The organism is Flavobacterium sinopsychrotolerans (assembly GCF_900110375.1).
GTDB lineage: Bacteria > Bacteroidota > Bacteroidia > Flavobacteriales > Flavobacteriaceae > Flavobacterium > Flavobacterium sinopsychrotolerans.
On record NZ_FODN01000001.1, the window covers coordinates 402,037 to 426,961 of the forward strand.

Annotated in this window: 26 protein-coding genes; 21 read left to right on the forward strand and 5 right to left on the reverse strand. The window is 34.5% G+C overall.

Translation table 11 applies throughout. The features are described from left to right. Positions 1–5: 5 nt before the first annotated feature. The 5 genes from map (at position 6) to pruA (ending at position 5,186) form a co-directional block, all read left to right on the forward strand. Positions 6–824, forward strand: coding sequence for a type I methionyl aminopeptidase (gene map / locus BMX64_RS01780; protein ID WP_091165425.1), 819 nt, complete (start codon positions 6–8; stop codon positions 822–824). Then, positions 824–1,657 carry a class I SAM-dependent methyltransferase gene (locus BMX64_RS01785; protein ID WP_091165428.1) on the forward strand — a complete coding sequence of 278 codons (834 nt, stop codon included), beginning with the start codon at positions 824–826 and terminating at the stop codon, positions 1,655–1,657. The genes map and BMX64_RS01785 overlap by 1 nt, the downstream gene beginning before the upstream one ends. Before the next feature lie 72 nt (positions 1,658–1,729). Next, entirely contained in the window at positions 1,730–2,986 is a 1,257-nt protein-coding gene (locus BMX64_RS01790; protein ID WP_091165430.1) for a type IX secretion system plug protein, read from the forward strand. Positions 2,987–3,066: 80 nt separating this feature from the next. Next, positions 3,067–3,453 (forward strand): Co2+/Mg2+ efflux protein ApaG, encoded by a 387-nt coding sequence (apaG, locus tag BMX64_RS01795; RefSeq protein ID WP_091165433.1) that lies wholly within the window; start codon positions 3,067–3,069, stop codon positions 3,451–3,453. Positions 3,454–3,560: 107 nt separating this feature from the next. Then, positions 3,561–5,186, forward strand: a complete 1,626-nt coding sequence (pruA, locus tag BMX64_RS01800; protein WP_091165438.1) for an L-glutamate gamma-semialdehyde dehydrogenase — start codon at positions 3,561–3,563, stop codon at positions 5,184–5,186. Between the two features lie 128 nt (positions 5,187–5,314). Here the strand turns inward: pruA and rsmG are convergent, their stop codons facing one another. Next, complete coding sequence (rsmG, locus tag BMX64_RS01805) at positions 5,315–5,944, reverse strand: 16S rRNA (guanine(527)-N(7))-methyltransferase RsmG (protein ID WP_091165442.1); 630 nt, start codon at positions 5,942–5,944, stop codon at positions 5,315–5,317. Positions 5,945–6,049: 105 nt separating this feature from the next. Between rsmG and BMX64_RS01810 the strand changes: the two genes are divergently transcribed. The 6 genes from BMX64_RS01810 (at position 6,050) to purT (ending at position 11,749) form a co-directional block, all read left to right on the forward strand. Beyond that, entirely contained in the window at positions 6,050–7,144 is a 1,095-nt protein-coding gene (locus tag BMX64_RS01810) for a fatty acid desaturase family protein (protein ID WP_091165445.1), read from the forward strand. An 88-nt stretch (positions 7,145–7,232) separates the two neighbouring features. Continuing rightward, positions 7,233–8,420 (forward strand): pyridoxal phosphate-dependent aminotransferase, encoded by a 1,188-nt coding sequence (locus tag BMX64_RS01815; protein ID WP_091165449.1) that lies wholly within the window; start codon positions 7,233–7,235, stop codon positions 8,418–8,420. A gap of 343 nt (positions 8,421–8,763) precedes the next feature. Next, positions 8,764–9,264, forward strand: coding sequence for a DUF6978 family protein (locus BMX64_RS01820; protein WP_091165453.1), 501 nt, complete (start codon positions 8,764–8,766; stop codon positions 9,262–9,264). Next, positions 9,261–10,043, forward strand: coding sequence for a DUF1828 domain-containing protein (locus BMX64_RS01825; RefSeq protein WP_091165456.1), 783 nt, complete (start codon positions 9,261–9,263; stop codon positions 10,041–10,043). The genes BMX64_RS01820 and BMX64_RS01825 overlap by 4 nt, the downstream gene beginning before the upstream one ends. 126 nt (positions 10,044–10,169) lie before the next feature. Beyond that, positions 10,170–10,526, forward strand: a complete 357-nt coding sequence (locus BMX64_RS01830; protein ID WP_091165459.1) for a bleomycin resistance protein — start codon at positions 10,170–10,172, stop codon at positions 10,524–10,526. 62 nt (positions 10,527–10,588) lie between these two features. Beyond that, on the forward strand, positions 10,589–11,749 hold the full coding sequence (gene purT / locus BMX64_RS01835; protein WP_091165463.1) for a formate-dependent phosphoribosylglycinamide formyltransferase: 1,161 nt from the start codon (positions 10,589–10,591) through the stop codon (positions 11,747–11,749). Between the two features lie 105 nt (positions 11,750–11,854). On the opposite strand, the gene BMX64_RS01840 is transcribed toward purT, so the two are convergent. Further along, entirely contained in the window at positions 11,855–12,718 is an 864-nt protein-coding gene (locus tag BMX64_RS01840; protein ID WP_091165467.1) for an AraC family transcriptional regulator, read from the reverse strand. 92 nt (positions 12,719–12,810) lie between these two features. Between BMX64_RS01840 and BMX64_RS01845 the strand changes: the two genes are divergently transcribed. Then, complete coding sequence (locus BMX64_RS01845) at positions 12,811–13,173, forward strand: DUF983 domain-containing protein (RefSeq protein ID WP_091165471.1); 363 nt, start codon at positions 12,811–12,813, stop codon at positions 13,171–13,173. A gap of 39 nt (positions 13,174–13,212) precedes the next feature. Beyond that, the gene (locus BMX64_RS01850) at positions 13,213–13,530 is read left to right on the forward strand and encodes a DUF6370 family protein (RefSeq protein ID WP_091165475.1); all 318 of its coding nucleotides are present in this window, start codon (positions 13,213–13,215) and stop codon (positions 13,528–13,530) included. Between the two features lie 38 nt (positions 13,531–13,568). Here BMX64_RS01850 and BMX64_RS01855 read toward each other — a convergent pair whose 3' ends face one another. Beyond that, complete coding sequence (locus BMX64_RS01855; RefSeq protein ID WP_091166521.1) at positions 13,569–15,212, reverse strand: hypothetical protein; 1,644 nt, start codon at positions 15,210–15,212, stop codon at positions 13,569–13,571. A gap of 229 nt (positions 15,213–15,441) precedes the next feature. Between BMX64_RS01855 and BMX64_RS01860 the strand changes: the two genes are divergently transcribed. The 6 genes from BMX64_RS01860 to BMX64_RS01885 all read left to right on the forward strand — a co-directional run bounded on the left by BMX64_RS01860 (position 15,442) and on the right by BMX64_RS01885 (position 20,738). Beyond that, on the forward strand, positions 15,442–16,116 hold the full coding sequence (locus BMX64_RS01860; protein ID WP_091165491.1) for a response regulator transcription factor: 675 nt from the start codon (positions 15,442–15,444) through the stop codon (positions 16,114–16,116). Positions 16,117–16,119: 3 nt separating this feature from the next. Continuing rightward, positions 16,120–17,508, forward strand: coding sequence for a HAMP domain-containing sensor histidine kinase (locus tag BMX64_RS01865; RefSeq protein WP_091165496.1), 1,389 nt, complete (start codon positions 16,120–16,122; stop codon positions 17,506–17,508). Between the two features lie 76 nt (positions 17,509–17,584). Next, complete coding sequence (locus tag BMX64_RS01870) at positions 17,585–18,292, forward strand: hypothetical protein (protein WP_091165500.1); 708 nt, start codon at positions 17,585–17,587, stop codon at positions 18,290–18,292. Between the two features lie 63 nt (positions 18,293–18,355). Further along, positions 18,356–19,282, forward strand: a complete 927-nt coding sequence (locus tag BMX64_RS01875) for a bestrophin family protein (RefSeq protein WP_244273202.1) — start codon at positions 18,356–18,358, stop codon at positions 19,280–19,282. 202 nt (positions 19,283–19,484) lie between these two features. Beyond that, positions 19,485–20,360, forward strand: coding sequence for an ACP S-malonyltransferase (gene fabD / locus BMX64_RS01880; RefSeq protein ID WP_091165508.1), 876 nt, complete (start codon positions 19,485–19,487; stop codon positions 20,358–20,360). 126 nt (positions 20,361–20,486) lie between these two features. Next, positions 20,487–20,738: a hypothetical protein gene (locus BMX64_RS01885; RefSeq protein WP_091165510.1), complete on the forward strand. Its 252-nt coding sequence runs from the start codon at positions 20,487–20,489 to the stop codon at positions 20,736–20,738. A gap of 36 nt (positions 20,739–20,774) precedes the next feature. Here BMX64_RS01885 and galE read toward each other — a convergent pair whose 3' ends face one another. Both galE and BMX64_RS01895 read right to left on the reverse strand, forming a co-directional pair. Then, positions 20,775–21,788 carry a UDP-glucose 4-epimerase GalE gene (gene galE, locus BMX64_RS01890; RefSeq protein WP_091165514.1) on the reverse strand — a complete coding sequence of 338 codons (1,014 nt, stop codon included), beginning with the start codon at positions 21,786–21,788 and terminating at the stop codon, positions 20,775–20,777. A gap of 84 nt (positions 21,789–21,872) precedes the next feature. After that, positions 21,873–23,003, reverse strand: coding sequence for a DegT/DnrJ/EryC1/StrS family aminotransferase (locus tag BMX64_RS01895; RefSeq protein WP_091165519.1), 1,131 nt, complete (start codon positions 23,001–23,003; stop codon positions 21,873–21,875). Positions 23,004–23,230: 227 nt separating this feature from the next. Between BMX64_RS01895 and BMX64_RS01900 the strand changes: the two genes are divergently transcribed. Continuing rightward, entirely contained in the window at positions 23,231–24,466 is a 1,236-nt protein-coding gene (locus BMX64_RS01900; protein WP_091166522.1) for a 3-deoxy-D-manno-octulosonic acid transferase, read from the forward strand. Then, positions 24,459–24,905, forward strand: a complete 447-nt coding sequence (locus BMX64_RS01905; RefSeq protein ID WP_091165523.1) for a GNAT family N-acetyltransferase — start codon at positions 24,459–24,461, stop codon at positions 24,903–24,905. Before BMX64_RS01900 ends, BMX64_RS01905 begins: the two co-directional genes overlap by 8 nt. Positions 24,906–24,925 lie beyond the last annotated feature (20 nt).

Below are 24,925 nucleotides of genomic sequence, written 5' to 3' on the forward strand. Positions count from 1 at the left end.
GAATTATGATTATTGTAAAATCACGTGAAGAAATAGAATTAATGCGCGAAAGTGCGTTGATCGTATCAAAAACATTAGGAATGATTGCTTCTGAAATCAAAGAAGGAGTCACTACTTTATATCTGGACAAATTAGCAGAAGAATTCATTCGTGATCATGGAGCTGAACCAAGTTTTCTTGGATTATATGGCTTTCCAAATTCACTTTGTATGAGTCCGAACGCTCAAGTGGTTCACGGAATTCCAAATAACAAACCATTAGAAAGTGGCGACGTAATCTCAGTAGATTGTGGTGCTTATAAAAATGGATACCATGGCGATCATGCCTATTCTTTTGAAATTGGCGAAGTCGCTCCGGAAACCAAAAAATTATTACAGGTAACTAAAGAATCTTTGTACGTAGGAATACGAGAATTAAGATTAGGAAACCGTGTTGAAGACGTAGGAAATGCAATTCAAAAATATACAGAATCGCATGGTTATGGTGTAGTTCGTGAATTAGTAGGTCATGGCGTAGGACAAAAAATGCATGAAGATCCTGAAATGCCTAATTATGGTAAAAAAGGAAGAGGAAAACTTTTTGTAGAAGGAATGGTTGTGGCTATTGAACCCATGATTAATTTGGGAACCCGAAACATAAAACAACACAAAGACGGTTGGACAATCACGACAGCTGACGGAAAACCAAGTGCCCATTTTGAGCATGATGTTGCCATTATTGATGGAAAACCGGAGATTTTATCGACTTTTGGATACATCTACAAAGCGTTAAGAATTGTGAGTAATGAAGAAGATGAGTTTAGACAAACACCTTTGGTTCTGTAATGAAAAAACTTTTTAAACTTATACTCAATACTATTCCTCGTCCTTTATTAATTAGGCTGAGTTATGTAGCTCGTCCTATTATCGCTTTTTCATTAAGAGGAACTAATTTCACCGATCCAATCGACGGAAAAAGCTTCAAATCGATGTTGCCTTATGGATATGAAACACAACGCAACAATGTGCTTTCGCCAAGTACACTTTCCCTGGAAAGACATCGCTTATTATGGTTGTATTTGAATGAAGAAACCGATTTTTTTAAATCTGAACTAGTTTCAGATTCTTCTTTTACGAATACTAAAAGAATTAAATTAAGAGATGCTGAAACAAATTCAGCATTAAAAGTACTGCACTTTGCGCCGGAGCAAGCTTTTTATAAATTGTTTCGAAACCAAAAAAATCTCGATTACACGACAACCGATTTGTTTTCACCGTTAGCGGATGTAAAAGCTGACATTTGTAATTTGCCTTTTGAAGACAATCAATATGATGTTATTTTGTGCAATCATGTTTTAGAACATATTCCGGATGATACGAAAGCCATGCAGGAATTGTATCGGGTTTTGAAACCTGGCGGAATGGCAATTTTACAAATTCCACAAGATTTATCCAGAGCGACAACTTTTGCCGATGATTCCATTACGGATCAAAAAGAACGCGCTAAAATCTTTGGTCAATACGATCATGTCCGTATTTACGGTCGCGATTATTTTGATAAATTACGAAGTATCGGTTTTAAAGTAATTGAAGAAGATTACACTAATAAAATTGCACCCGAATTAGTAGAGAAATACTGTTTAGCCAAAGGGGAAATCATTCCCGTTTGTTTTAAATAGTTAGTGCTTTTTCAGGAAATAATATTTCATGGCATAATTCGTTATATTTACATCTAAGCAACAATTAACATTATGCCTATTTCCTTTTACCGAAAAATAATACTATTTTTTATTATTACTTCTTCCTCTGCACAAGTAGAAAAAGAAGTAGCTCCGCCGTACCACATTAAGACCATATCATTTGTTCAAAATGACCAAAATATAGTTCCAATTTTAAAATTAGGAGAAGGATTTCAATTGCAATTTGATGATCTTTTTGGTAATGAAGCCAATTATTACTACGAAATTATTCATTGCGATTACAATTGGAATCCTTCGGCAATACCTAAAAATGAATATTTAGAAGGTTTTGACAACCAAAGAATTCAGGATTACACCAATTCATTCAACACTTTACAAATCTACTCACATTACAAATTAGCGATTCCAAATCAGTTTACGCAACAATTAAAGATCAGCGGAAACTACATGATTAAAGTTTTAGATGAAAGTAAAGAAGTGTTATTTTCGAGGAAATTTATTTTATATGAAGATTTGGTTACGGTTCCCATACAAGTCAAACGAGCACGAACAGTAGACAACATTGAAATGAAACACAATTTAGATTTTACCATTAAATCAAATACAATTACTTTTCAAAATCCGTTAAAAAATATTAAAGTGCTTTTACTTCAAAACGGACAATTGAATAGCGGCATAAAAAATATAAGTCCACAATATACCATTGGGAATGATTTGATTTACAAATACGATTCGGAAACCCAGTTTTGGGCGGGAAATGAATTTTTATTTTTCGAAAATAAAGATATCAGATCTGCAAGCAACAATGTTGCACGGATTGACTCAAACACTGCCATTTACGGCTCTTTTTTATACACAAATTCAGCCAGAGCTAACTTCCCCTATTCGTTTACTCAAGATGTAAATGGTGATTTTGTTGTGAAAAATATAAATGCAGCTAACGGAGAAATAGAAGCAGATTATGCCTGGGTTTATTTTAGTCTTTCGGCACCCACTTTTAGAATAAACAAAAATATTTATGTGACGGGAATGTTTAATAATTACAATCTGACTCCTGAGTACAAAATGGATTATAACACAAAAAAGGGCATTTACGAAAAAGCAATTTTGATTAAACAGGGATTTACAAATTTCAAATACATCGTAGCTGACAACAAAGGAGTTATTGATTCAGAAAATACAATAGACGGCAATTTCTATCAAACAGAAAATGATTACACAATAGTGGTTTATTACAGAGAAAACATTGACCGATACGACAGAGTTGTGGGCAAAGGAATAGCAAATTCGATAAATATCATCAACTAAAAAACTTTTGATAAATTTGGTAAAACGACACCATTTTTTTGTAAATTTGTCAATAATAATCACATATTCATCCATTTAACATGGTTTCTCAAATAACAAGAGGCATAAAGATTTCGGTATTAACTAGTTTTGAGGGTACTTACTTCAAAAACTATAAGATTCACTTTGCCTTTAGTTACGTAATCACAATTGAAAATCACAGTAAGGATTCCGTTCAGTTGATTTCTCGTCATTGGGAAATTTTTGATTCCTTAAATGAAATCGAAATTGTTGACGGAGAAGGTGTAATTGGGAAAAAACCAGTTTTAAAACCTGGAGAATTTCACACTTATAGTTCTGGCTGTTTACTTTCTTCCCCTTATGGGGCTATGAAAGGATATTTCAACATGATTAACTTCACCTCTACAAAGAATTTCAAAGTGATTGTACCTACTTTTAGATTGTGTGCTCCGTTTGCTTTGAATTAAATTGCCACTCTTTTATTAGAATTTTAACTTCCAATCAGATTCTCTGATTGATGAATTATTGTTACCTTTACAACTCAATTTTTGATTATAATTAAAATCTATTTAATATGCCAAAAGGAATTTACAACGTCCCAAAAGCGTTTAACGAAACCGTTAAGTCCTACGCTCCAGGAAGCCCGGAAAGAGAAGAAGTTCTAGCCACTTTCAAGAAAATGTATAGTGAAACCGTTGATGTTCCTTTATACATTGGAGGAGAAGAAATCCGCACTGGAAAAACGAAAACTATAAATCCTCCTTTCGACCACAAACATACTGTGGGTCAATACCACGAGGCTGACAAAGAACATATAGAAAAAGCCATTTCAACTGCGCTTGAAGCAAAAAAGAAATGGGCAAATTTAGCTTGGGAACACAGAGCATCAATATTTTTAAAAGCTGCTGAATTGCTTGCAGGACCTTACCGTGCCAAAATAAATGCAGCCACTATGATTGCTCAGGCAAAAACAGTACACCAAGCTGAAATTGACGCAGCTTGTGAATTTATAGACTTTTTGCGTTTCAACGTGCAATTCATGTCTCAAATTTATGCCGAACAACCTACTTCATCAGAAGGTGTTTGGAACAGATTAGAACACAGACCATTGGAAGGATTTGTTTATGCCATCACTCCGTTTAACTTTACAGCAATTGCCGGTAATTTACCAGCTGCTCCAGCATTAATGGGGAATGTTGTGGTTTGGAAACCAAGTGCTACACAAATTTATTCTGCAAATGTAATTGTAGAAGTATTCAAACTAGCAGGTTTACCGGACGGTGTAATCAATGTGGTTTATGGAGACTCAGCGATGATTTCTGAAACATTATTAGGAAGTCGTGATTTCGCAGGAATTCACTTCACCGGTTCAACCCGTGTTTTCAATGACATTTGGGGAAAAATTGGACAAAACATCAGCAACTACAAAACATATCCAAGAATCGTTGGAGAAACTGGAGGTAAAGATTTTGTTGTAGCGCATTCATCCGCTATTCCGGCACAAGTTGCTACAGCACTTTCAAGAGGAGCTTTCGAATACCAAGGACAAAAATGCTCCGCTGCTTCAAGAGCATACGTGCCACAATCAATATGGCCAGAAGTAAAAAAATTACTAGTAGCCGATTTAGCTTCTATGAAAATGGGATCTCCAGGTGATACCAATAATTTTATTTCATCCGTAATTTCAGAAAGTTCATTTGACAAATTAGCCGGTTTTATTGAGCAAGCTAAAAAAGATACAGATGCCGAAATTATTGCAGGAGGAAATTACGACAAGTCTGTTGGTTATTTTATAGAGCCTACCGTTATTGTAACTACAAATCCAAAATACACTACAATGGAAACCGAATTATTCGGACCAGTATTGACAATTTACGTTTACGAAGATGCTAAATGGGAAGAAACACTTGTTCTTGTAGATTCAACTTCTGAATACGCATTGACAGGAGCTGTCTTGAGCCAAGACCGCTATGCCATTGAATATGCGATGAAAGTATTAGAAAATGCAGCAGGTAATTTCTACATCAACGACAAACCAACAGGAGCAGTAGTAGGGCAACAGCCGTTTGGTGGAGCAAGAGGATCAGGAACTAATGACAAAGCAGGTTCAGTATTGAACTTATTGCGTTGGGTTTCTCCAAGAACAATCAAAGAAACTTTTGTTACTCCAGAGAACTACAGATACCCGTTTTTAGGATAATAAATTAGTCGTAAAGTTTGAAAGTCGAAAGTCTTAAAGAACATGCAAATAGTAAAAAGCCGAATCTAAAATTTAGATTCGGCTTTTTTTATATTTTTTCTACTCAGTTCTATCTTTCGACCTTATGACTAAACCGTAAACTTCAACGGCAAATGCACTACTTTCTTAGTTTCAAAGAATTCATCTTCAAAGAAATCAGCTAAATTGTATTCAGTAGCTTTCGGGAAATCCTTCAATTCTTCAGTTAAGTCTCCTCCCTTTAAATAGAGAATTCCGTTTTTCAATTCGTGTTTGTTTTGTTTTTTAATTTTGGTTTTCACCCAAGAAACAAAATCAGGCATATTGGTCACGGCACGACTCACGATAAAGTCGAAATCTCCTTTTACATTTTCGGCACGCATTTGTTCCGCTTTAACATTTTTCAATTCCAATCCTTCGGCAACAGCCTGCACTACTTTTATTTTTTTGGCAATAATATCAATCAAATAAAAACGCGTTTCCGGAAAAAGAATCGCCAATGGAATACCAGGAAAACCTCCACCGGTTCCAACATCCAGCACATAAGTACCCGGTTCAAAATTTATAATTTTGGCAATTCCCAATGAATGCAGAATATGTTTGGTGTACAAAGCATCAATATCTTTTCTCGAAATAACATTGATTTTTTCATTCCAATCATGGTATAAAAAATCCAGTTTTTCGAACTGTTCTTTCTGAATATCAGTTAAATTAGGAAAATACTTAAGAATCTCATCCATCTATTAATTTTTTAACAAAAGTAATACTTTAGAGTTAAAATATTTATCTCAATTTTGTATATCGAAAAATTTATAATAATTACCTTTGAACTTTATTAAAAATATATGAATAATAATGCTCCAACATTTGCTAAGCAAGATAGCCTAAAGTTTTTTAGAACACTTAACTCACGGGTTAACAATTACTTCAAAGAAAACAACATCCAAAAGACCGGCAATTGGAAACTATATTTGAAAACCATAATTCTGTTTTCTGTTTTTCTTGCGCCTTATTTTTTAATTCTGACACTTGGTATGCCTTTTTGGGCGCATCTTCTGTTAACCATCGTCATGGGAATTGGAATGGCCGGAGTAGGAATGAATGTAATGCACGATGGAAACCACGGTTCGTATTCAAATAGAACTTGGGTCAACAAATTCATGGGTGGAACTATTTATGTTTTGGCAGGAAATGTATACAACTGGCAAGTGCAACACAATGTTTTGCATCATACGTATACAAACATTCCGGGTCACGATGAGGATTTAGATGCCGGACGTGTAATTCGTTTCACAAAAGATGCCAAATGGTATAACTTTCACCGTTTTCAACAATATTATTCTGTATTCTTATACGGATTATTAACATTCAACTGGGCTATTACAACTGATTTTAAACAGATGAGAAGCTACTTGAAAAGAAAATTATCTTACGGTGAAGCGAAAAGCCCAAAAATACTTTGGACAACATTAATTATCACAAAAGTAATTTATGTTTCTATCTGGATCGTATTGCCAATCGTTATTGGAATCACATGGTGGAAAGTATTAATTGGTTTCTTCGTGATGCATTACACAGCAGGTTTGATTCTGAGTGTTGTGTTCCAATTGGCACACGTTGTGGAAGAAACAACCAATCCATCTCCAAATGAATTAGGAGAAATGGACAATACTTGGGCGATACACCAATTGTTTACTACAACTAATTTTGCTCCAAAAAACAAAATCGTAAACTGGTACACTGGCGGATTAAATCACCAAATTGAGCACCATATTTTCCCAAATATCAGTCACGTACATTATGGTAAAATTGCCAGTATCGTAAAAGAAACGGCTCAAGAATGCAACTTGCCGTATTACGAATACAAAACAATGCGAAGTGCTGTTATTGCTCATTTCAAACATTTGAAAGAGCTGGGAATGAAACCGGAACTTACATAATTAAACAAAACATGTTGTAGAGATGCACTGCAGTGCATCTCTACATACATCTTTACAATAATAAATATACTAACTACAACCTATTACAATGAATCCATTATCCGATAGAATTAACAATCTAGCAACATCACAAACACTAGCAATGGCTGCTTTGGCCAGAGAATTAAAATCACAAGGAAAAGACATTATCAGTTTAAGTTTAGGCGAACCTGACTTTAATACACCTGACTTCATCAAAGAAGCAGCGAAAAAAGCGATTGATGAAAATTACAGTACTTATTCTCCAGTAGAAGGATATGCTGAATTAAAAGAAGCCATCTGCAGAAAATTTAAAAGAGACAATGATTTAGACTACAAACCGTCTCAAATTGTAGTTTCAACAGGAGCAAAACAATCGTTATACAACATTGCACAAGTAATGCTAAACGATGGTGACGAAGTAATTTTACCAGCTCCTTACTGGGTTTCGTATTTCGAAATTGTAAAATTATCCGGTGGAGTTCCTGTAGAAGTTCCAACTTCTGTAGATACGGATTTCAAAATTACACCAGAACAATTAGAAGCGGCAATCACACCTAAAACAAAAATGATGTGGTTCAGTTCTCCTTGTAATCCAAGCGGATCGGTGTACAACAGAGAAGAATTAACGGCATTAGCCAAAGTCTTGGAGAAATATCCGCATGTATACGTTGTAGCTGATGAAATCTATGAGCACATCAATTTCTCAGGAACTTTTTACAGCATCGCATCTATCCCAGGAATGTTAGAAAGAACAATTACCGTAAATGGAGTTGCTAAAGCTTTCGCCATGACAGGATGGAGAATTGGTTATATTGGCGCACCAGAATTCATCGCTAAAGCATGTACAAAAATTCAAGGTCAAGTAACCTCAGGAGCAAATTCTATCGCACAACGCGCTACCATTACTGCTGTAGATGCTGATCCATCTGTATTAAAACACATGGTTGACGCTTTCCATAGCCGTAGAGATTTAGTGGTAGGATTATTAAAAGAGATTCCAGGAGTAAAAATCAACGTTCCAGAAGGAGCATTTTACGTATTCCCGGACATTTCTTCTTTCTTTGGAAAAACATTGAAAGGAACCGAAATCAAAAATGCAATGGATTTATCAATGTACCTTTTGGCTGAAGCTAACGTAGCAACGGTAACAGGTGACGCTTTTGGAAATCCTGACTGTATCCGTTTCTCTTACGCAACCAGCGACGAGATCTTGAAAGAAGCATTAAAAAGAATCAAAGATGCTTTAGCACTATAGTCAAAACTCATAAAATAAAAAGTTAGAAAGTCAAAAATCCAACTTACAATACCATCAAAGCCTCAAGATTTTCTTGGGGTTTTGTTGTTTTTGGGCGTGACCGCAAGGGTCGGGCTTTCCGCTTCAATCTTTATATTTTTAAAGAAAAAATATAAAGGATTTCCACTGCACTCCCTCACGCAAACCCTGCCAAAATCCTAACTATTCTAATGTAGTACGGAATGTTCATTATTTGCTAAAATATTTATAATCAATCGATAAAATAACAACAATTTACAAATTTGTAATATTAATTTTATATATTAGCTCAAGAAATGAATCATTCTAAATAATGTTTTGAAAAATGTTTACAAACCAAGAAGCTGAATATTTATTAAATCTAGAAAAAGTTTTAGTAAACCCTTATCAAACTATTGATTTAAAAAACAAAAAGAATAGAATTGAATTAATTTCTAATCAAGATTCTGATTACGCCTTTTGGATTGAAATAACTACAAATCAAAAAATAATCCTTAAAACCTCAATTCATCATTTAGAGAGCAATTCACATATTGGTCTTCTTAGAATTGATTTTAAAGGAGGACATCATAATCCTGAAAATATTAAAGATACATTACCAGAATTTTTAAAACCATATGCTGATAAATGGTTTCTACCGAGCGAACCACATATGCATATTTACGTCGAAGGTTATAAACCTCTAGCTTGGGCTATTCCATTGACAGAAATTGATTTTCCAATTAAAGAAATTAATCAATCATCAGATTTGTCGGATTTAATATTTAACTTTGCTAGAAGGATAAATTTAAAATCCATAATAAATATTCAACACGCACTACTTTGAATTGGGTAAACACATCTGTCGACAATTATTATAATTGGTTAAGAGAAAAAACTTTTATCCAAAAAGACCTTAATACGGATTGGTTTTTAATAAATACACCTTTTATTGGTGCGTTTAATGATACAATTGAAATTTATGCTCAAAAAAATGGTTCTCAATTAAAATTGAGTGACAATGGAGAAACACTATCCAATTTAGAAATTCAAGGATTACAAATCCAAGGGTCAAAAAGAAGAAAATCATTATTAGATTCAATATTAATTAATTACGGTGTAAAAATTGATAATGACGAATTGGTAATTGAGACTAATATTGATAAATTTTCACAATCAAAACATAATTTTCTTTCAGCAATAATTGAGATAAACGACTTATACGTTTTATCAAATCATAATGTTGCATCAATATTTAAAGAAGATGTTCGAAATTATTTAGATTCCCAAGATATTATATTTACACCTGATTTTATTTCGAAAGGTTCAACTGGGTTAGAATTTAATTTTGATTTTCAAATTGCACAAAGAGATAAAGAAATAGTTATTAAATCTTTCAACACTATTAACAAATCCAACTTGCCTACATTTTTATTTTCATGGGATGATATTAAACCTGTTCGAGAAAAAATTACAAAAAAAAATGTAACTGCTATTGCTATAATCAATGATATTGACAAAGAAGTTAAAACAGAATTTTTAGAAGCTCTTAAATCTAAAAATGCTAGCTACATACTTTGGTCCGAAAAAGATTCTGTTGAAAATAAAAAATTACTTGTTGCATAATAAGGTTTCGCATTCTAAATCCCTACAGGCAAGAAATCCTTCTCATGCCTTCAAACAACGGCAATCAAACAAGTATTAAAACTATATTCAAACTATATTCATAATATTAATCAAACCCAAACCCTCATGCTCACCGCCATCAACCCAAAGTTACCCATGCGTAACAAAGCAATTACACGGAATTTCTATATCAACCAATTGGGTTTTCAGGAATGGGGTAGCGCGGATTTTGATGGGTATTTGATGGTACAAAAAGACAGCATTGAAATTCATTTTTTTGAGTTTGCTACCCTTGATTCTGTTGAGAATTACTCAGGAGTTTACATTCGGGTGCAGGATATCGAAACCGTATATAAAAACTTCTTGAACAACGGCGTTGCCATACATCCCAATGGTCCTCTGGAAATTAAACCTTGGGGACAAAAAGAATTTTCGATATTGGACCCAGATTACAATCTGCTGACTTTCGGGCAAAGTTTGTAGTGAATGGGCAGTCATAAAAAAGCAATTTAGTATTTTTACATTCTAATTAAGACTTCAAAAAAATGAAAATACTATTGCTAGGCTCAGGCGAATTAGGAAAAGAATTTACAATCGCTGCACAACGCATCGGGCAAATCGTAATCGCTGTGGACAGTTACGAAAATGCTCCAGCAATGCAAGTTGCCCATGATTTTGAAGTCGTCAACATGCTAGACGGAGATGCGTTAGACAAAATCGTTGCCAAACACCAACCAGATTTCATCGTTCCTGAAATAGAAGCCATTAGAACCGAGCGTTTTTATGATTACGAGAAACAAGGAATCACCGTAGTTCCTTCTGCGAAAGCGGCAAACTTCACGATGAATAGGAAAGCAATTCGGGATTTAGCATCCAAAGAATTAGGTTTAAAAACCGCCAAGTATCGCTACGCCACCACTGCCGAGGAATTGCAAAAAGGAGTTGAAGCCGTTGGAATGCCCTGCGTGGTAAAACCCTTGATGTCTTCGTCCGGAAAAGGACAATCCACCATTAAAACCGAAGCGGATATCGAAAAAGCATGGAATTATGCCGTAGAAGGTTCCCGTGGCGATGTGGTAGAAGTAATTGTAGAAGCATTTGTCAAATTCAATTCGGAGATTACTTTATTAACCGTTGTCCAAAATAATAATCCAACACTTTTTTGTGCCCCAATTGGTCACCGCCAAGAACGTGGCGATTATCAGGAAAGCTGGCAACCGGCAAGGATTTCCGACAAGGATTTATACGAAGCGCAAGACATGGCCGAAAAAGTAACCGAAGCTTTGGGCGGCGCAGGACTTTTTGGAGTGGAATTTTTCTTGACTGATGATGGTGTTTATTTCTCGGAATTATCGCCTCGACCTCATGATACCGGAATGGTGACATTAGCTGGAACGCAAAACTTCAACGAATTCGAATTGCATTTACGGGCAATTTTAAGTCTGCCTATTTTCGAAATTACATTAGAAAAAGCGGGAGCAAGTGCCGTAATTTTAGCTTCGGAAAACTCAGAAAATCCAACTTACTCCGGAATAGAAAATATTGCTTCCTTACCAAAAACGGATTTCAGAATCTTTGGCAAACCAACTTCAAGACCGTATAGAAGAATGGCTGTAGCTTTAGTCAATGATACTTTAGAAACTCCAATTGAAGAAGTGGTAGAAAAAGCGAAGGAAGCAGCCAGTTTGGTTACCGTGCATTCGTAATTTACTATCGATAGTATTGTCAAGTCGAGCGCAGTCGAGACTAAGCGTTGAGTCTCGACTGCGCTCGACTTGACACACGTATTAAGGAAACGACATCGATCCCCATTACTTTTTAGAAATACGAAAATCTGTTGGAGTCATTCCAGCATATTTCTTAAACAATCGGGTGAAATACGAATAATCATCAAAGCCTAATTCCGTTGCAACTTCATTGACGGTAAACTTTTTATCCATCAGCATGCGTTTCGCTTCAAGGATAATTCTAGCTGTAATTACTTCGGTTGTGGTTTTTTGCAACATTTCATTGCAAATCCTGTTCAAGTGTTTCAAAGTAATATTGAGCTGTGAAGCATAGAAAAAAGGTGACTTTTCTGTTTTAAAGTTTTGCTCCAAAAGCACTTCAAAATTTTTAATCTTGACATTATACGAATGTGCTTCGTGCAAATGTGTTTCACTATATTTTCTGGCAATTTCAATGTGAATAATATCCAACAAATTCATTATTTTATCTTGCTTCAAAAGCTGATTCGATTGTGTTTCTATAATCAGACTTTCAAAATAAGGCAGAATCGCTTTCAATTCAGATACTTCAAAAACCATTTCGGGCTTATTGTCCACCGAAGAATAAAATGGATAGTCGGCGATTGTTTTTTGTCCAAAATAAAGATTATACATTTCCTGCGAATAGAAAATTACAAATCCTTCCACGTCATCGGATAAATTCCAATGGTGCATTTGACCTGGTTGCAGAAAAAACATACTTCCTGGCTGAATCGCAAACACATCAAAATCGATTTCATGTGTCCCCGAACCTTTGGTAAAAAAGACCAAAACATACGAATTATGCCTATGCGGTTCCTCAACAAAACTATGGTCGATTAGGTGATTTTTAAAGGTATTAATATACAAATCACTATTCACTGAATTACAGTTAAACCGCTGAATGTTATAAATAGGATATTTTTTCATTTTACTCTAAATGTCTTTATTGTGCTATAATTAGCGAATATAGAAAACATCCATGACATGGATAAGAAATACCTTTGATAAAAATAATTACGATGTCAAATTCTATTGTACACATCTTGAATAATGATTGCCCTCATTGTCTTAAAGGCAAAGTTTTCAATGAAAAAAGTATCTTTTTCAATTTCGGATTTCCTAAAATGAACCAATATTGTTCTCATTGCAATTATAAATTCGAAAAAGAACCTGGTTACTTTTTTGGAGCCATGTATGTAAATTATGGTTTAACAGTTGCGCAAGGAATTGCAACCTATGTTATTGCCCAATTCTTCTTTACCGAAACTTTCGATTTACGAATCATTCCAATCATTGCCGTGGTGATTATCGCAATGGCTTCCATCAATATTCGTCTTTCGAGATTATTGTGGATTTACATGTTTAAAAATTATTCGATGTAAAAAAACCTGTATCTTAGCTAAAGTAAAATTTAATCATTTATGAAAAAGATACTGTACTTAGCTATTTTGTTCTCTGCAACACTTGCTAGCGCTCAGGATAAAAAAGAAGAACCAAAACCTCAAATTGTTGAAGCTTCGTGCGGACAATGTCAGTTTGGGATGGAAGGACATGGTTGTGAATTAGCCGTTCGCATTGACGGAAAGTCTTATTTTGTTGACGGAAGTTCCATCGACTCCCATGGAGATGCACATGCCAGTGATGGTTTTTGTGCTGCTATAAGAAAAGCGGAAGTGGTTGGTAAAGTGGTTGACAATAAATTCAAAGTCACCTCATTCAAATTACTGCCAAAAAAATAAAAAAAGGGCTTAAAGAAAAATCTTTAAGCCCTTTGTCATTAATTCGATTTCATACTCAATTTGAGATTACTATTCTCAAAACTCGAGATATCAATTACTTCTTCTAAGTCCACATCAAAAGAAATTGTGACACTATCACCCACCATTGTAACAGGTAATTGATTGGATATTTGGGATGAACCCACAAAAATATTAGGATAATCTTTGACTTTAAAATAATAGAAACTATTCCCGTTTTTTACATCATTTTGAATTCGGGTCACCACTGATTGCAACGATTTTTTATTAGAAACACTATTCGGGTTTATTTTATTATCCGCCATATTATAAACGTTTTTAAACGAAGTCAACGTTTCTCGCATGGTATTGCCCACGCCCACAATCGTGTAATCTGAAATGGCAACCATCGCAAACATTTTAACCAATCCGCCATCATCTTTCAGCGTCATCACATAGGTCGGAATGTTATTAATATTATACGGAATAGGCAATGAAGCCTTATACCCTTTTTCCTGAACTTTCCCTTGTGCAGAGCTTTGAGCAGCAAATTCTGTTGCGCCTCCTTGTTTATAAAAAGTAGTTTCTTTAGTTCTGGTATCTACTAGTACAAAACCTACCGCAGATTCTTCTTTCCCCACCGAAGTCAATCCGGTGTACCAATACGATTTATTATCTTTCCCGTAAACCAATGTCAATCCTTCTGTAGTTTGAAGTTTATCCTGATTAGAAAAATTCCAATACCCGTGAACATATTCACCCCAATCGTTCAATTGATCTTCTATGAAATCCAAAGGCTGAATTCGATCCACCCATTTTGGAGTTTTAGCAATTGAATATTCATTTATAATTCCAGATTGCGCATCAACAACAATAACTCCTGTCGCTTCTTTTCCTGAGAAACCAATTTTTTTTCCATATTTCGTAACAATCCAAAACGGATTTCCAGCATCATCAATCTCAAAACTAAAATCAGCCAGACCAACCGTAGCATTTCCGTTAAAATATACGTGTCGGTGAATATCGCTTTGAAAATAGGCGCCTTGTTGGTATTTAATTTTAATGTCCTTCCCTCCTATATTCTGAACTAATTTTACATCGCGTTCATTGGTTGCAGAAACCATAACATATCCCGCAGTTCCTTCTTGGTTGTTAAACCATTTTAAAAAACCCGAATGCAATAAAGGTGCAACCCAATATAAATTGTTATTTACTTTTTGGATACAAAAATCACCTAATTCTACCTGACTTCCCAAGGCTGGCTGTGAACCTAAAATTTTCTCTCCTAAAAGATGCGCTAGTTCCTCATCGACCACACGGATTTTATCAATTGAAATTGGAGCAATATGATTGGTGATTTTTTGACCATTTTTAACCTCGCCTATTAATTTTTGATACGAATCGCTTCGGAACATTTTTAAGCTTGTTACAAAAGGAAGGGCAATACAATACACTAAAAGTATTCCTGCCAAAGCATACAAAATCTTGTTAGGCTTAGAAACAATCTTGACTTGCTTGGTTTGCTGTGAGACTGTGAGCCCAAGAGAAAATAATGTCCCAAGAATAACTAACAATAATAAAATTATAGCAAAACCCGTAAATCCATAACTAATAACCGGTAGGTTGATATAAAAAAGTAAAAACCCAAAAAGGAGTAAGAAAACAATGGAGAATATTTTTTTCATAAAGCTGTTCATTTTTATACTCAATTAGTAACCAAGAAACAAAAAACGTTACAAAACAAAACCGTAATAAATTAATAATGAAGCCTAAAAACAATTCTACGATTTAGATATAAAAACACTAAATGAAACTTTCAACAAATTATAAGGTTTTGTTAATATTAGTTTAGCACGGGTATTTTGGAAAAAAAATAAAAGTTTAAACATTAGATTTGTAGAAATAGTAATGTTAATGAAGTTATTAATCGTTGAAGATGAGCCTAATCTTTCATCAATCATCCGCAAAGGGTTTTCAGAAAAAAATCATGAAGTAAGTGTTGCACTTGATGGTACCACTGCGTTAGATTTACTCTCTAATCATAATTTTGATGTGGTAATTCTAGACGTAATGCTACCTGACATCAATGGTATTGAAATTTGCAGACGCTTGAGAGCTGCTAAAAACTTTGTTCCCATTTTGTTATTAACCGCTTTAGGAAGTACCGAAAACATAATAAACGGATTAAATTCCGGAGCTGATGATTATTTATTAAAACCCTTTAAATTCCTGGAACTTGATGCAAGAGTTAACGCACTTTCCAGAAGAGCTGGTCAAGTACAAAAACCGAATGAGATCATCACTATAGCAGATCTTCAAATTAATTCGAAAACAAAATCGGTAACCAGAAATGGAGATACCATTGTATTAACAGCCAAAGAATTTAAACTTTTATATTATCTGGCCATAAACTCTGGGAATATTTTATCCCGTGAACAACTTCTAGACAATGTTTGGGATATTAATTTCGACATGAATACCAATGTAATTGATGTCTACATTAACTATTTGAGAAAAAAAATTGACAAACCATACGACACTAAACTAATTCATACCATGAAAGGTTTAGGCTATGTACTGAAACTATAAAAAATGCAGATTAAGAAAAAAATTACCTTTACCTATATTGCGCTTTCAACCCTCAGCACACTTTTATTGAGTTTGGTGGTTTTCTTTTTGTTCAAACAAAATAACCAATATCATTTTTTGAAAAGGCTACAGGATCGGGCCAAAATAGTAGCATCGATTCATTATCAAAATGATCCTGTAAAAACCCGTTATTTTAAAGAATTCAAAGCCAACGGACTGGAAGAACTGATTGATGAACAAGACTTTGTTCTTAAAGTCAACGGAAAAAATACATTTGAATACAACACCAATCTTAATTTACCGGCTGATTTCTATACAAAAGTGATGGCCGTTGGTTCTAATTGGCTGGAGGATGACAACCGTTATTTTTATGCTCAGACTTTTACTGAATCCAATCAAAAATATATTGTAATCATTACTGCAATAGACCGCAGGGGAAATGTGAGTAGTACTTATATCATCCAAATTCTCTTTTTTGGAGGATTGGCTTTTATACTATTGGCTTATTTTCTTGGTAGATTTCTAGCGAGAAGAGTGATAAATCCAGTGGCTAGAATTACGGACCAGGTAAAAATAATAAGCGCATCAAACTTACACAACAGACTACCCGAGACCAACAGCACTGATGAAATTGGCGATTTGACAAAGACCTTTAACAACATGCTGGACCGACTGGAAACCTCATTTGAAATCCAGGCAAATTTCATCAACAACGCCTCTCATGAGCTAAAAACACCCGTAACAACCATAATTGCCGAAGCAGAAATCATGCTTTTGAAAGAAAGAAATGTTGCGGATTACATCTCCTCTTTAGAAAACATTCACAGCCAGGCATCTCGTCTGGGTGATCTTACTGAAAGTCTTTTGAAACTAACTCAAACCGGTTATGACGGAAAAAAACAATTATTAGACATTGTCCGGATTGATGAACTCCTAATGGAAGTAAAATCAGATATTGATAAAATTTATCCCAATAACAGAGTCACGATAAAGTTCATGAAATTTCCAAGTGACCCGGCTTTATTGGAAATTCCTTGTAACAAATCCTTATTAGAACTTTCGTTGAATAATATCATTGCCAATGGTGTAAAATATTCGGATAACCAAACCGTCTTTGTTACTTTATCCGTCAACAATTCAATCATCAAAATTTCTATTACTGACATTGGAATTGGTATTCCTGCAGAAGACATTCCGCATCTTTACGAACCTTTCTTTCGAGGCAAGAAAGCATCAAAATACAATGGATATGGATTAGGGCTTCCTCTTGCCATGAAAATAATCAGGATGCACAATGGAGAACTTCAAATACAATCTGAACCCGACAAAGGCACTATTGTAAATATTACTTTTAATACCCCCAACATTAGAAATTCTAATGTGAATTCTTAGAATATTCTAATTTTAATTTAAGGTTGCTATAAACTGGGTACTGTTATTTTGTATGTATAAATAAAATTTAATACATATGAAAAATATCCTAATACCTACGACATTACAAAGCGACACATTCAATGCGGTAAAAACTGCTATAAAATCATCAAATGGCACTCCGTCTCAGCTCATATTGATGCTGCTTGCAGATATTCCTGATACTTTTTCTTCTGCCAGTTTACTAAGAAACATTAATCAAGGTTTAAGCGCTACGCAAGAAAATGTTTTGGAGATGTGTCGAAAAATCACTTTAGAATCTGAAAATTGCAGCTTAAAAATTCACCATCAATATGGTATTTCTTCTCCCGTTTTTAAAAATCTAATGGAGCATTTTGCAATCGGACTAACAATTATTACTCCTTCTTTTAAATCTTCAAAAAAGAAAATCAACACGTATTGTGTTCAAATTATTTCTAACAGTAAATGTCCAATTCTACATACAAACACAAACTTCGACCAAGACATATTCAGGCAAGCATTGTATATTAAAAATTCAGATTCAAGCCTTCATGCAGAAGATTTACAAGCTTATGTTAATACACTTTTTTCTTTGAAAATTGTAAGTGAAAGCAAAACGAACGAAAGTGAACCTTTTTTGAGCGATACGATTTCTAAAAACAACATCAACATCTTAATTGAAACCAGAAAACCAAAGAAATTAAAACTGTTAAAGAAAGAAAAAGCAGCACTCAACGAGTTGTTAGGCTTACCAGTTCTTTCGTTATACGAAGAGATTTCCTAAGAAAACCAACTGATTGTTTCAAATTTTAATCCAAAGTATATGTTACTAAATAAAAAAATTCCCATGAAATATGTACTGGGTAAAATAAGAACCGAATTGACATTAGTCATTCTGTTTTGTATTTCCTTTCAAATATTTCATTACTTCTTCGAGACTATATCAATCAATATTCCTATTGCGATTCCTACAATAATTGGAACCATTATTTCATTATTACTGGCATTCAAATCGAACCAAGCTTACGACCGCTGGTGGGAAGCAAGAATAATTTGGGGTTCTATTGTCAACGATTCCAGAACACTATTACGCCAAATTATTGTTTTTTATAATGACCCCGATTTTTCAGTTCAGGCAAACGATTTTAAAGAACAATTTGCAAAGAGACAAGCTGCATGGTGCTACAGTCTTGGACAATCACTCCGAGAAAAAGATCCTTTAAAACCAATAAAAGATTTACTGGATGAAGATGAATTTCGGTTTGTAAAAAAACACAAACATGTTCCCAACGCTATTTTATTGTTACATGCCAAAGATTTAAAAAAAGCGCTCAATACGAATAAAATTAACGTTTACCAACAGGTAGAAATCGACAATACATTATCCCGATTGTGTGATTCGATGGGTAAATGTGAGCGTATAAAAAATACCATTTTCCCAACAACTTACAGCATGTATATTAGATTTGCTCTGTGTTTGTTTATAATTCTATTGCCTTTTGGCTTGATAAATAATATTGGTTGGCTTCAAATTCCATTGGTGACAACCATTGCCGTTGCTTTTTTCCTGATCGAAAAAATGGCCATTCATTTGCAGGATCCATTTGAAAACAGACCTACAGATACTCCTGTAAGTGCTATTTCGAATACAATTGAAAAAAACCTTATGCAAATGGTTAACGAATATCGAGATGAATTTGATGAAAAAGTGCCTGTTTATGAATCAAAAGCACATCATATACAACCTTTAAACAATGCTTATTTCGTTCTTTAGTTTTTGATTTTGGTGAAAATCCACTCATTAATTTGAGTGGATTTTTTTTGGATTGAATGTAGTATTTTATAAATGAATCATCCTTTCAATAGCAAAAGGAAGCCAAACAGATAGTTTCAAATACCGCAAAAAATAGTATTTTTGCAGTCCGATTGAAATTCATTTTTCAATCTTTACATTTTTCACTCTTTAAAATAAACACATGAAAGCATACGTATTTCCAGGTCAAGGCGCACAATTCACAGGAATGGGTAAAGACTTATATGAAAATTCTGTTCTTGCAAAAGAATTATTCGAAAAATCCAATGAAATTTTAGGTTTCCGCATTACAGACATCATGTTTGAAGGAACAGCCGAGGAATTGAAAGAAACCAAAGTGACGCAACCAGCCGTTTTCTTGCATTCGGTGATTTTGGCAAAAACATTAGGTGAGGATTTCAAACCAGAAATGGTAGCGGGACATTCATTGGGTGAATTTTCAGCTTTAGTAGCTAATGGTGCTTTGTCTTTTGAAGATGGATTAAAATTAGTTTCACAAAGAGCTTTGGCAATGCAAAAAGCTTGCGAAATAAAACCATCTACAATGGCAGCCGTTTTAGGATTGGCTGACAATATTGTGGAGGAAGTTTGTGCTTCGATTGACGGAATTGTAGTGGCTGCAAATTATAACTGCCCGGGACAATTAGTAATTTCAGGGGAAACATCAGCAGTAGAAAAAGCGTGTGAAGCGATGAAAGCCGCTGGTGCAAAACGTGCATTATTATTACCTGTTGGTGGTGCTTTTCACTCACCAATGATGGAGCCGGCTCGTGAAGAACTGGCGGCAGCTATTGAAGCAACTACTTTCTCTACTCCTATTTGTCCGGTGTACCAAAATGTAACAGCAAGTGCAGTTTCAGATCCAAGCGAAATCAAGAAAAATTTAATTATCCAATTGACAGCACCTGTAAAATGGACGCAATCGGTTCAACAAATGATTGCTGACGGTGCTACTTTATTTACTGAAGTTGGTCCGGGAAAAGTTTTAGCCGGATTGATTGGAAAAATTGATAAAGAAGCAGCGACAGCAAATGCTTAATTAACGCTATTTTACAATTTACAAAATCAATAAATATACAGTCCTCATAAACTTTCATTTATGAGGATTTTTTTTATCTTTATACTAACAAGTACAAGTCGATAATAATTATTTAAAATAAACAAAATGAAAAAAACACTTTTAGGATTAGTATGTATTGCAGCTTTGATGACTTCTTGCAAAAAAGAAACAAAAGATGAAGTAAAAGAGGCTACTGAAGCAGTTGGTAATGAAATGGAAGAAGCTATAGATACAGCAGCTGTAAAAGTTGATGCTGCAGCTGATTCAACAAAGGTTAAAGCTGGAGAAGTTCTTGAGAAAGGAGCTCAGAAAATGGATGAAGCTGCTGAAAAATTGAAAGAAGCAGAAAAAAAATAATTCATAAAAAAGGGCTATCGTTTGACAGCCCTTTTTTTATTTTCTAATCTTCTGTTCCCATTTCCAGGCACTGGCCATCGCTTCTTCAAGCGTTGATTGTGCTTTCCATCCTAAAACATCGTTAGCTTTATCGGTATTGGCGTAAGCCGAAGTGATATCACCTTCTCTTCTTCCTACAATTTTGTAAGGCAATTTTTTACCGCTCACTTTTTCGAAAGTATGTATCACTTCTAAAACAGAGCTTCCTGTTCCGGTTCCCAGATTAAAAATTTCTACTTTGGAAGTGTTTTTTTTATTCAATAAGCGTTGCAAAGCGATTACATGGGCTTTCGCCAAATCGACTACGTGAATATAATCGCGTATTGCTGTACCATCTGGAGTAGGGTAATCATCTCCATAAACCGAAAGCTCTTTTCGCAATCCAAAACCAGTTTGCGTAATAAACGGCACTAAATTTTGAGGAACTCCAATAGGCAATTCTCCTATTTCAGTGGATGGATGCGCCCCTATTGGATTAAAATAACGCAACAAAATAGCATTAATATTGGTTACCTTGACAGTATCAGTAATGATTTCCTCCCCTATTTGTTTAGTGTTCCCATAAGGTGACATCGCCGTTTGAATCGAAGCATTTTCTGTAATTGGCATGGTTTCAGCCTGACCATAAACCGTACAAGACGAACTGAAAATAAAATTCGCTTCCGGTTTTTGCTGCAATTCCTGCAAAATATAAACTAACGCATTAATATTATTTTCATAATACAACAACGGATTTTCTACGCTTTCACCCACTGCTTTCGAAGCAGCAAAATGAATAACACCTGAAATATCGTGATGTCTTTTGAAAAAATCCTGAACTTTATCCTTTTCGCGCAAATCTAACTTTTCGAAAGCCGGAACTTTTCCCGTAATATTCTGAATTCCGTCTAAGACATCTAATGTAGTGTTTGATAAATTATCTACAACAATAACTTCATATCCTTCATTTTGCAATTCAACTACGGTATGAGATCCTATAAAACCCAAACCTCCTGTAACTAGTATTTTCATAGTTCCCTTTTTTAGATTCAGACGCAAAATAGCATCTTATTAATATTCTTTATAAAAAAAGACGCGATGAATCGCGTCTTTCCATTATTTCAAAAATTCTAAAACGCTATCTGTGATAAATTTAATTTGTTCGTCATCTAATTCGGTATGCATCGGCAATGAAAGTACTTCCGTCACTAATTGATTGGTTACCGGAAAATCTTCTTCTTTGTAACGGGAATCAGCGTATGCTTTTTGCGAATGCAACGGAATTGGGTAATATATGGCACAGGGAATTCCTTTGTCCAGTAAGTGTTGCATTAAACCGTTTCTGTCAGCATCAATGATTCGCAATGTATATTGATGAAAAACATGGCAATCACAAATATCACAAATACTTGGTGCTATTATATTTTTATGCCCTTCAAAAGCAGTTGAATATTTTCTGGCTGCATCTTGTCTGGCTTTACTATACTCATCTAATAAAGGTAATTTAGCGTTCAAAACGGCTGCCTGAACACTATCTAAACGAGAATTTACACCTACAACATCATGGTGGTATCGCTCGTACATTCCGTGATTTACAATTCCGCGAAGTTTGTGCGCCAAAGCATCATCATTCGTAAAAATTGCTCCTCCATCTCCATAACAGCCAAGATTTTTGGAAGGAAAAAATGAAGTTGCCCCTACGTGACCAATAGTTCCCGCTTTCTTTTTAGTCCCATCCGAAAATTTACAGTTGGCACCAATCGCTTGCGCATTATCTTCAATTACATATAAGTTATATTCTTTGGCGATAGCCATAATAGCTTCCATATTGGCGGCACGGCCAAACAAATGTACTGGAACAATTGCTTTTGTTTTTGGCGTAATCGCTTTTTTGATTCCTTCAATAGAAATATTCATGTTGAACAAATCCACATCTACTAAAACGGGTGTCAATTGTAATAAAGCAATCACTTCCACCGTTGCAGCAAAAGTAAAATCGGCTGTGATTACTTCATCTCCGGGTTTCAAATCCAGTCCCATCATCGCAATTTGCAACGCATCGGTTCCATTTGCACAAGGAATTACGTGTTTTACGTCAAGATATTCTTCTAATGATTTTTGAAATTGATGAACTTGCGGTCCATTAATATAGGTATTAGTGTCTAAAACTTCCTGAATAGAAATGTTAACCGTATCTTTTATTTTTTCATATTGACTTTTTAAGTCAACCATTTGGATTTTTTTCATTGCAATTTTTGTTTAATGTTCGAAAGATTACCGTTTTTTAATACAGTAAATACTTTCTTAAAACGAAGAACAAAAATAGTTATTTATGAATTGAAACCAATACAACCGACAGGAAAAAAGATAATATTCCAATGAAATAAAAAGAGAGTTCCCTATACCAAAATTTAAATAATGTTGCAGAAGAAATTAAAATAAAGAAAACGTATTTTAGCCCAAAAATTTAAATGATGCTTTCATTATATAACTTAATCGTTCATTTTGCTGGTTTTTTATTAAAAATCATGGCGCTTTTCAGTCCAAAAATGAAACTTTTTGTGGATGGCAGGAAAGTAGTTTTTCCTGTTTTAGAACAAAAAATAAAAGCTATTGACAAAACCATTTGGTTTCATGCCGCTTCCTTGGGCGAATACGAACAAGGTTTACCTGTGATTGAAAAGATAAAAGAGCAATTTCCTTTGCACAAAATCGTGGTTACTTTTTTCTCTCCTTCGGGTTATGAAGTTCGTAAAAACAATACTGTTGCTGATGTAACGGTTTATTTGCCTTTAGATACTAAGAAAAATGCACAACAATTTCTACAACTTGTTCATCCGGATTTAGTGTTTTTTATCAAATATGAATATTGGCCCAATTATTTATTTGAACTCAAAAAATCAAATACTAAAACCTATTTAATTTCTGGGATTCTTAGACCAAATCAACTCTTTTTCAAATGGTACGGCGGTTTTTATAGAGACGCGCTAGATGCGTTCACTTACTTTTTTGTTCAAAATGAGACTTCTAAAAAACTACTGCAGCAGTTAGGCAAAACAAATGTTGCAGTTTCTGGTGACACCCGTTTCGACCGAGTGGCCACAATTTTAAAAAAAGACAATTCACTGAATTTTATTTCTGATTTTAAAGACAACACACTCACTATTGTCGTGGGAAGTTCGTGGCCAAAAGATGAAGATTTAGTAGTGAATTTTATTAATTCGAATACTTTCGATGTCAAGTTTATTATTGCGCCACATAATATTAAGGAAGACCAAATTCAACAGTTAAAAAATAGCATTACCAAAAAAACTGTTTTATTTTCTGAAAAAGAAGGAAAGCAATTGGCTGATTTCGATGTTTTCATTATTGACACCATTGGAATTTTGACAAAGATCTACAGTTATGCAGATATTGCTTATGTGGGTGGCGGTTTCGGGAATCCTGGAGTTCACAATGTATTAGAACCGGCAACTTTTGGCGTTCCAATCGTTATTGGCCCCAACTATTCGCATTTTGCAGAAGCAATTGCACTCGTCAACATGGATGCCTGTGTTTCTGTTAACAATCAAAAAGAATTGAACGAAGCTCTAGAAAACCTGATACACAATGACGACATCCGAAATGAAAAAGGACACATGTGTAGCACTTTTGTACAAATGAACAAAGGTGCTACTGCCATCATTTTAAAAAATATTCTGAATGATTGAATTTAAACCTCTTACCGCTCCTGATATCGAAACCATCGTCTCCATGATGCAGGAATTTTATGCCATCGATAGTTATCCCATTTCCGTTGATGTTTCTAAAGCTTTATTTCAAGAATTTATTTCCAATGAAAATCTAGGAAAAGCTTGGCTCATTTTTTCTGACAATGAAATTGTAGGCTATATTATTTTGACCATTATTTTTAGTTTTGAATACCAAGGAAAAATTGCTTTTTTAGACGAATTATATATCACTGAAAAAGCTCGGGGAAAAGGAATTGGTAACGAAGTCATTACATTTATTAAAACCGAAAGTCATAAGCTATCTTTAAAACTGATTTATCTGGAAGTAGAACCGCACAATAAAAAAGCACAAAAATTGTATCTTGCCAACGGTTTTGAATCGCACAAAAGGCAATTGATGCAGTACAAAATCAAATAAAATTACACTCTAAATTTAAT

Excerpts from the sequence above, each read along its gene's own strand:
- map (WP_091165425.1), top strand. The coding sequence starts at position 6 with ATGATTATTGTAAAATCACGTGAAGAAATAGAATTAATGCGCGAAAGT.
- BMX64_RS01785 (WP_091165428.1), top strand. The coding sequence starts at position 824 with ATGAAAAAACTTTTTAAACTTATACTCAATACTATTCCTCGTCCTTTA.
- BMX64_RS01790 (WP_091165430.1), top strand. The coding sequence starts at position 1,730 with ATGCCTATTTCCTTTTACCGAAAAATAATACTATTTTTTATTATTACT.
- apaG (WP_091165433.1), top strand. The coding sequence starts at position 3,067 with ATGGTTTCTCAAATAACAAGAGGCATAAAGATTTCGGTATTAACTAGT.
- pruA (WP_091165438.1), top strand. The coding sequence starts at position 3,561 with ATGCCAAAAGGAATTTACAACGTCCCAAAAGCGTTTAACGAAACCGTT.
- rsmG (WP_091165442.1), bottom strand. The coding sequence starts at position 5,944 with ATGGATGAGATTCTTAAGTATTTTCCTAATTTAACTGATATTCAGAAA.
- BMX64_RS01810 (WP_091165445.1), top strand. The coding sequence starts at position 6,050 with ATGAATAATAATGCTCCAACATTTGCTAAGCAAGATAGCCTAAAGTTT.
- BMX64_RS01815 (WP_091165449.1), top strand. The coding sequence starts at position 7,233 with ATGAATCCATTATCCGATAGAATTAACAATCTAGCAACATCACAAACA.
- BMX64_RS01820 (WP_091165453.1), top strand. The coding sequence starts at position 8,764 with ATGTTTACAAACCAAGAAGCTGAATATTTATTAAATCTAGAAAAAGTT.
- BMX64_RS01830 (WP_091165459.1), top strand. The coding sequence starts at position 10,170 with ATGCTCACCGCCATCAACCCAAAGTTACCCATGCGTAACAAAGCAATT.
- purT (WP_091165463.1), top strand. The coding sequence starts at position 10,589 with ATGAAAATACTATTGCTAGGCTCAGGCGAATTAGGAAAAGAATTTACA.
- BMX64_RS01840 (WP_091165467.1), bottom strand. The coding sequence starts at position 12,718 with ATGAAAAAATATCCTATTTATAACATTCAGCGGTTTAACTGTAATTCA.
- BMX64_RS01845 (WP_091165471.1), top strand. The coding sequence starts at position 12,811 with ATGTCAAATTCTATTGTACACATCTTGAATAATGATTGCCCTCATTGT.
- BMX64_RS01850 (WP_091165475.1), top strand. The coding sequence starts at position 13,213 with ATGAAAAAGATACTGTACTTAGCTATTTTGTTCTCTGCAACACTTGCT.
- BMX64_RS01855 (WP_091166521.1), bottom strand. The coding sequence starts at position 15,212 with ATGAAAAAAATATTCTCCATTGTTTTCTTACTCCTTTTTGGGTTTTTA.
- BMX64_RS01860 (WP_091165491.1), top strand. The coding sequence starts at position 15,442 with ATGAAGTTATTAATCGTTGAAGATGAGCCTAATCTTTCATCAATCATC.
- BMX64_RS01865 (WP_091165496.1), top strand. The coding sequence starts at position 16,120 with ATGCAGATTAAGAAAAAAATTACCTTTACCTATATTGCGCTTTCAACC.
- BMX64_RS01870 (WP_091165500.1), top strand. The coding sequence starts at position 17,585 with ATGAAAAATATCCTAATACCTACGACATTACAAAGCGACACATTCAAT.
- BMX64_RS01875 (WP_244273202.1), top strand. The coding sequence starts at position 18,356 with ATGAAATATGTACTGGGTAAAATAAGAACCGAATTGACATTAGTCATT.
- fabD (WP_091165508.1), top strand. The coding sequence starts at position 19,485 with ATGAAAGCATACGTATTTCCAGGTCAAGGCGCACAATTCACAGGAATG.
- BMX64_RS01885 (WP_091165510.1), top strand. The coding sequence starts at position 20,487 with ATGAAAAAAACACTTTTAGGATTAGTATGTATTGCAGCTTTGATGACT.
- galE (WP_091165514.1), bottom strand. The coding sequence starts at position 21,788 with ATGAAAATACTAGTTACAGGAGGTTTGGGTTTTATAGGATCTCATACC.
- BMX64_RS01895 (WP_091165519.1), bottom strand. The coding sequence starts at position 23,003 with ATGAAAAAAATCCAAATGGTTGACTTAAAAAGTCAATATGAAAAAATA.
- BMX64_RS01900 (WP_091166522.1), top strand. The coding sequence starts at position 23,231 with ATGCTTTCATTATATAACTTAATCGTTCATTTTGCTGGTTTTTTATTA.
- BMX64_RS01905 (WP_091165523.1), top strand. The coding sequence starts at position 24,459 with ATGATTGAATTTAAACCTCTTACCGCTCCTGATATCGAAACCATCGTC.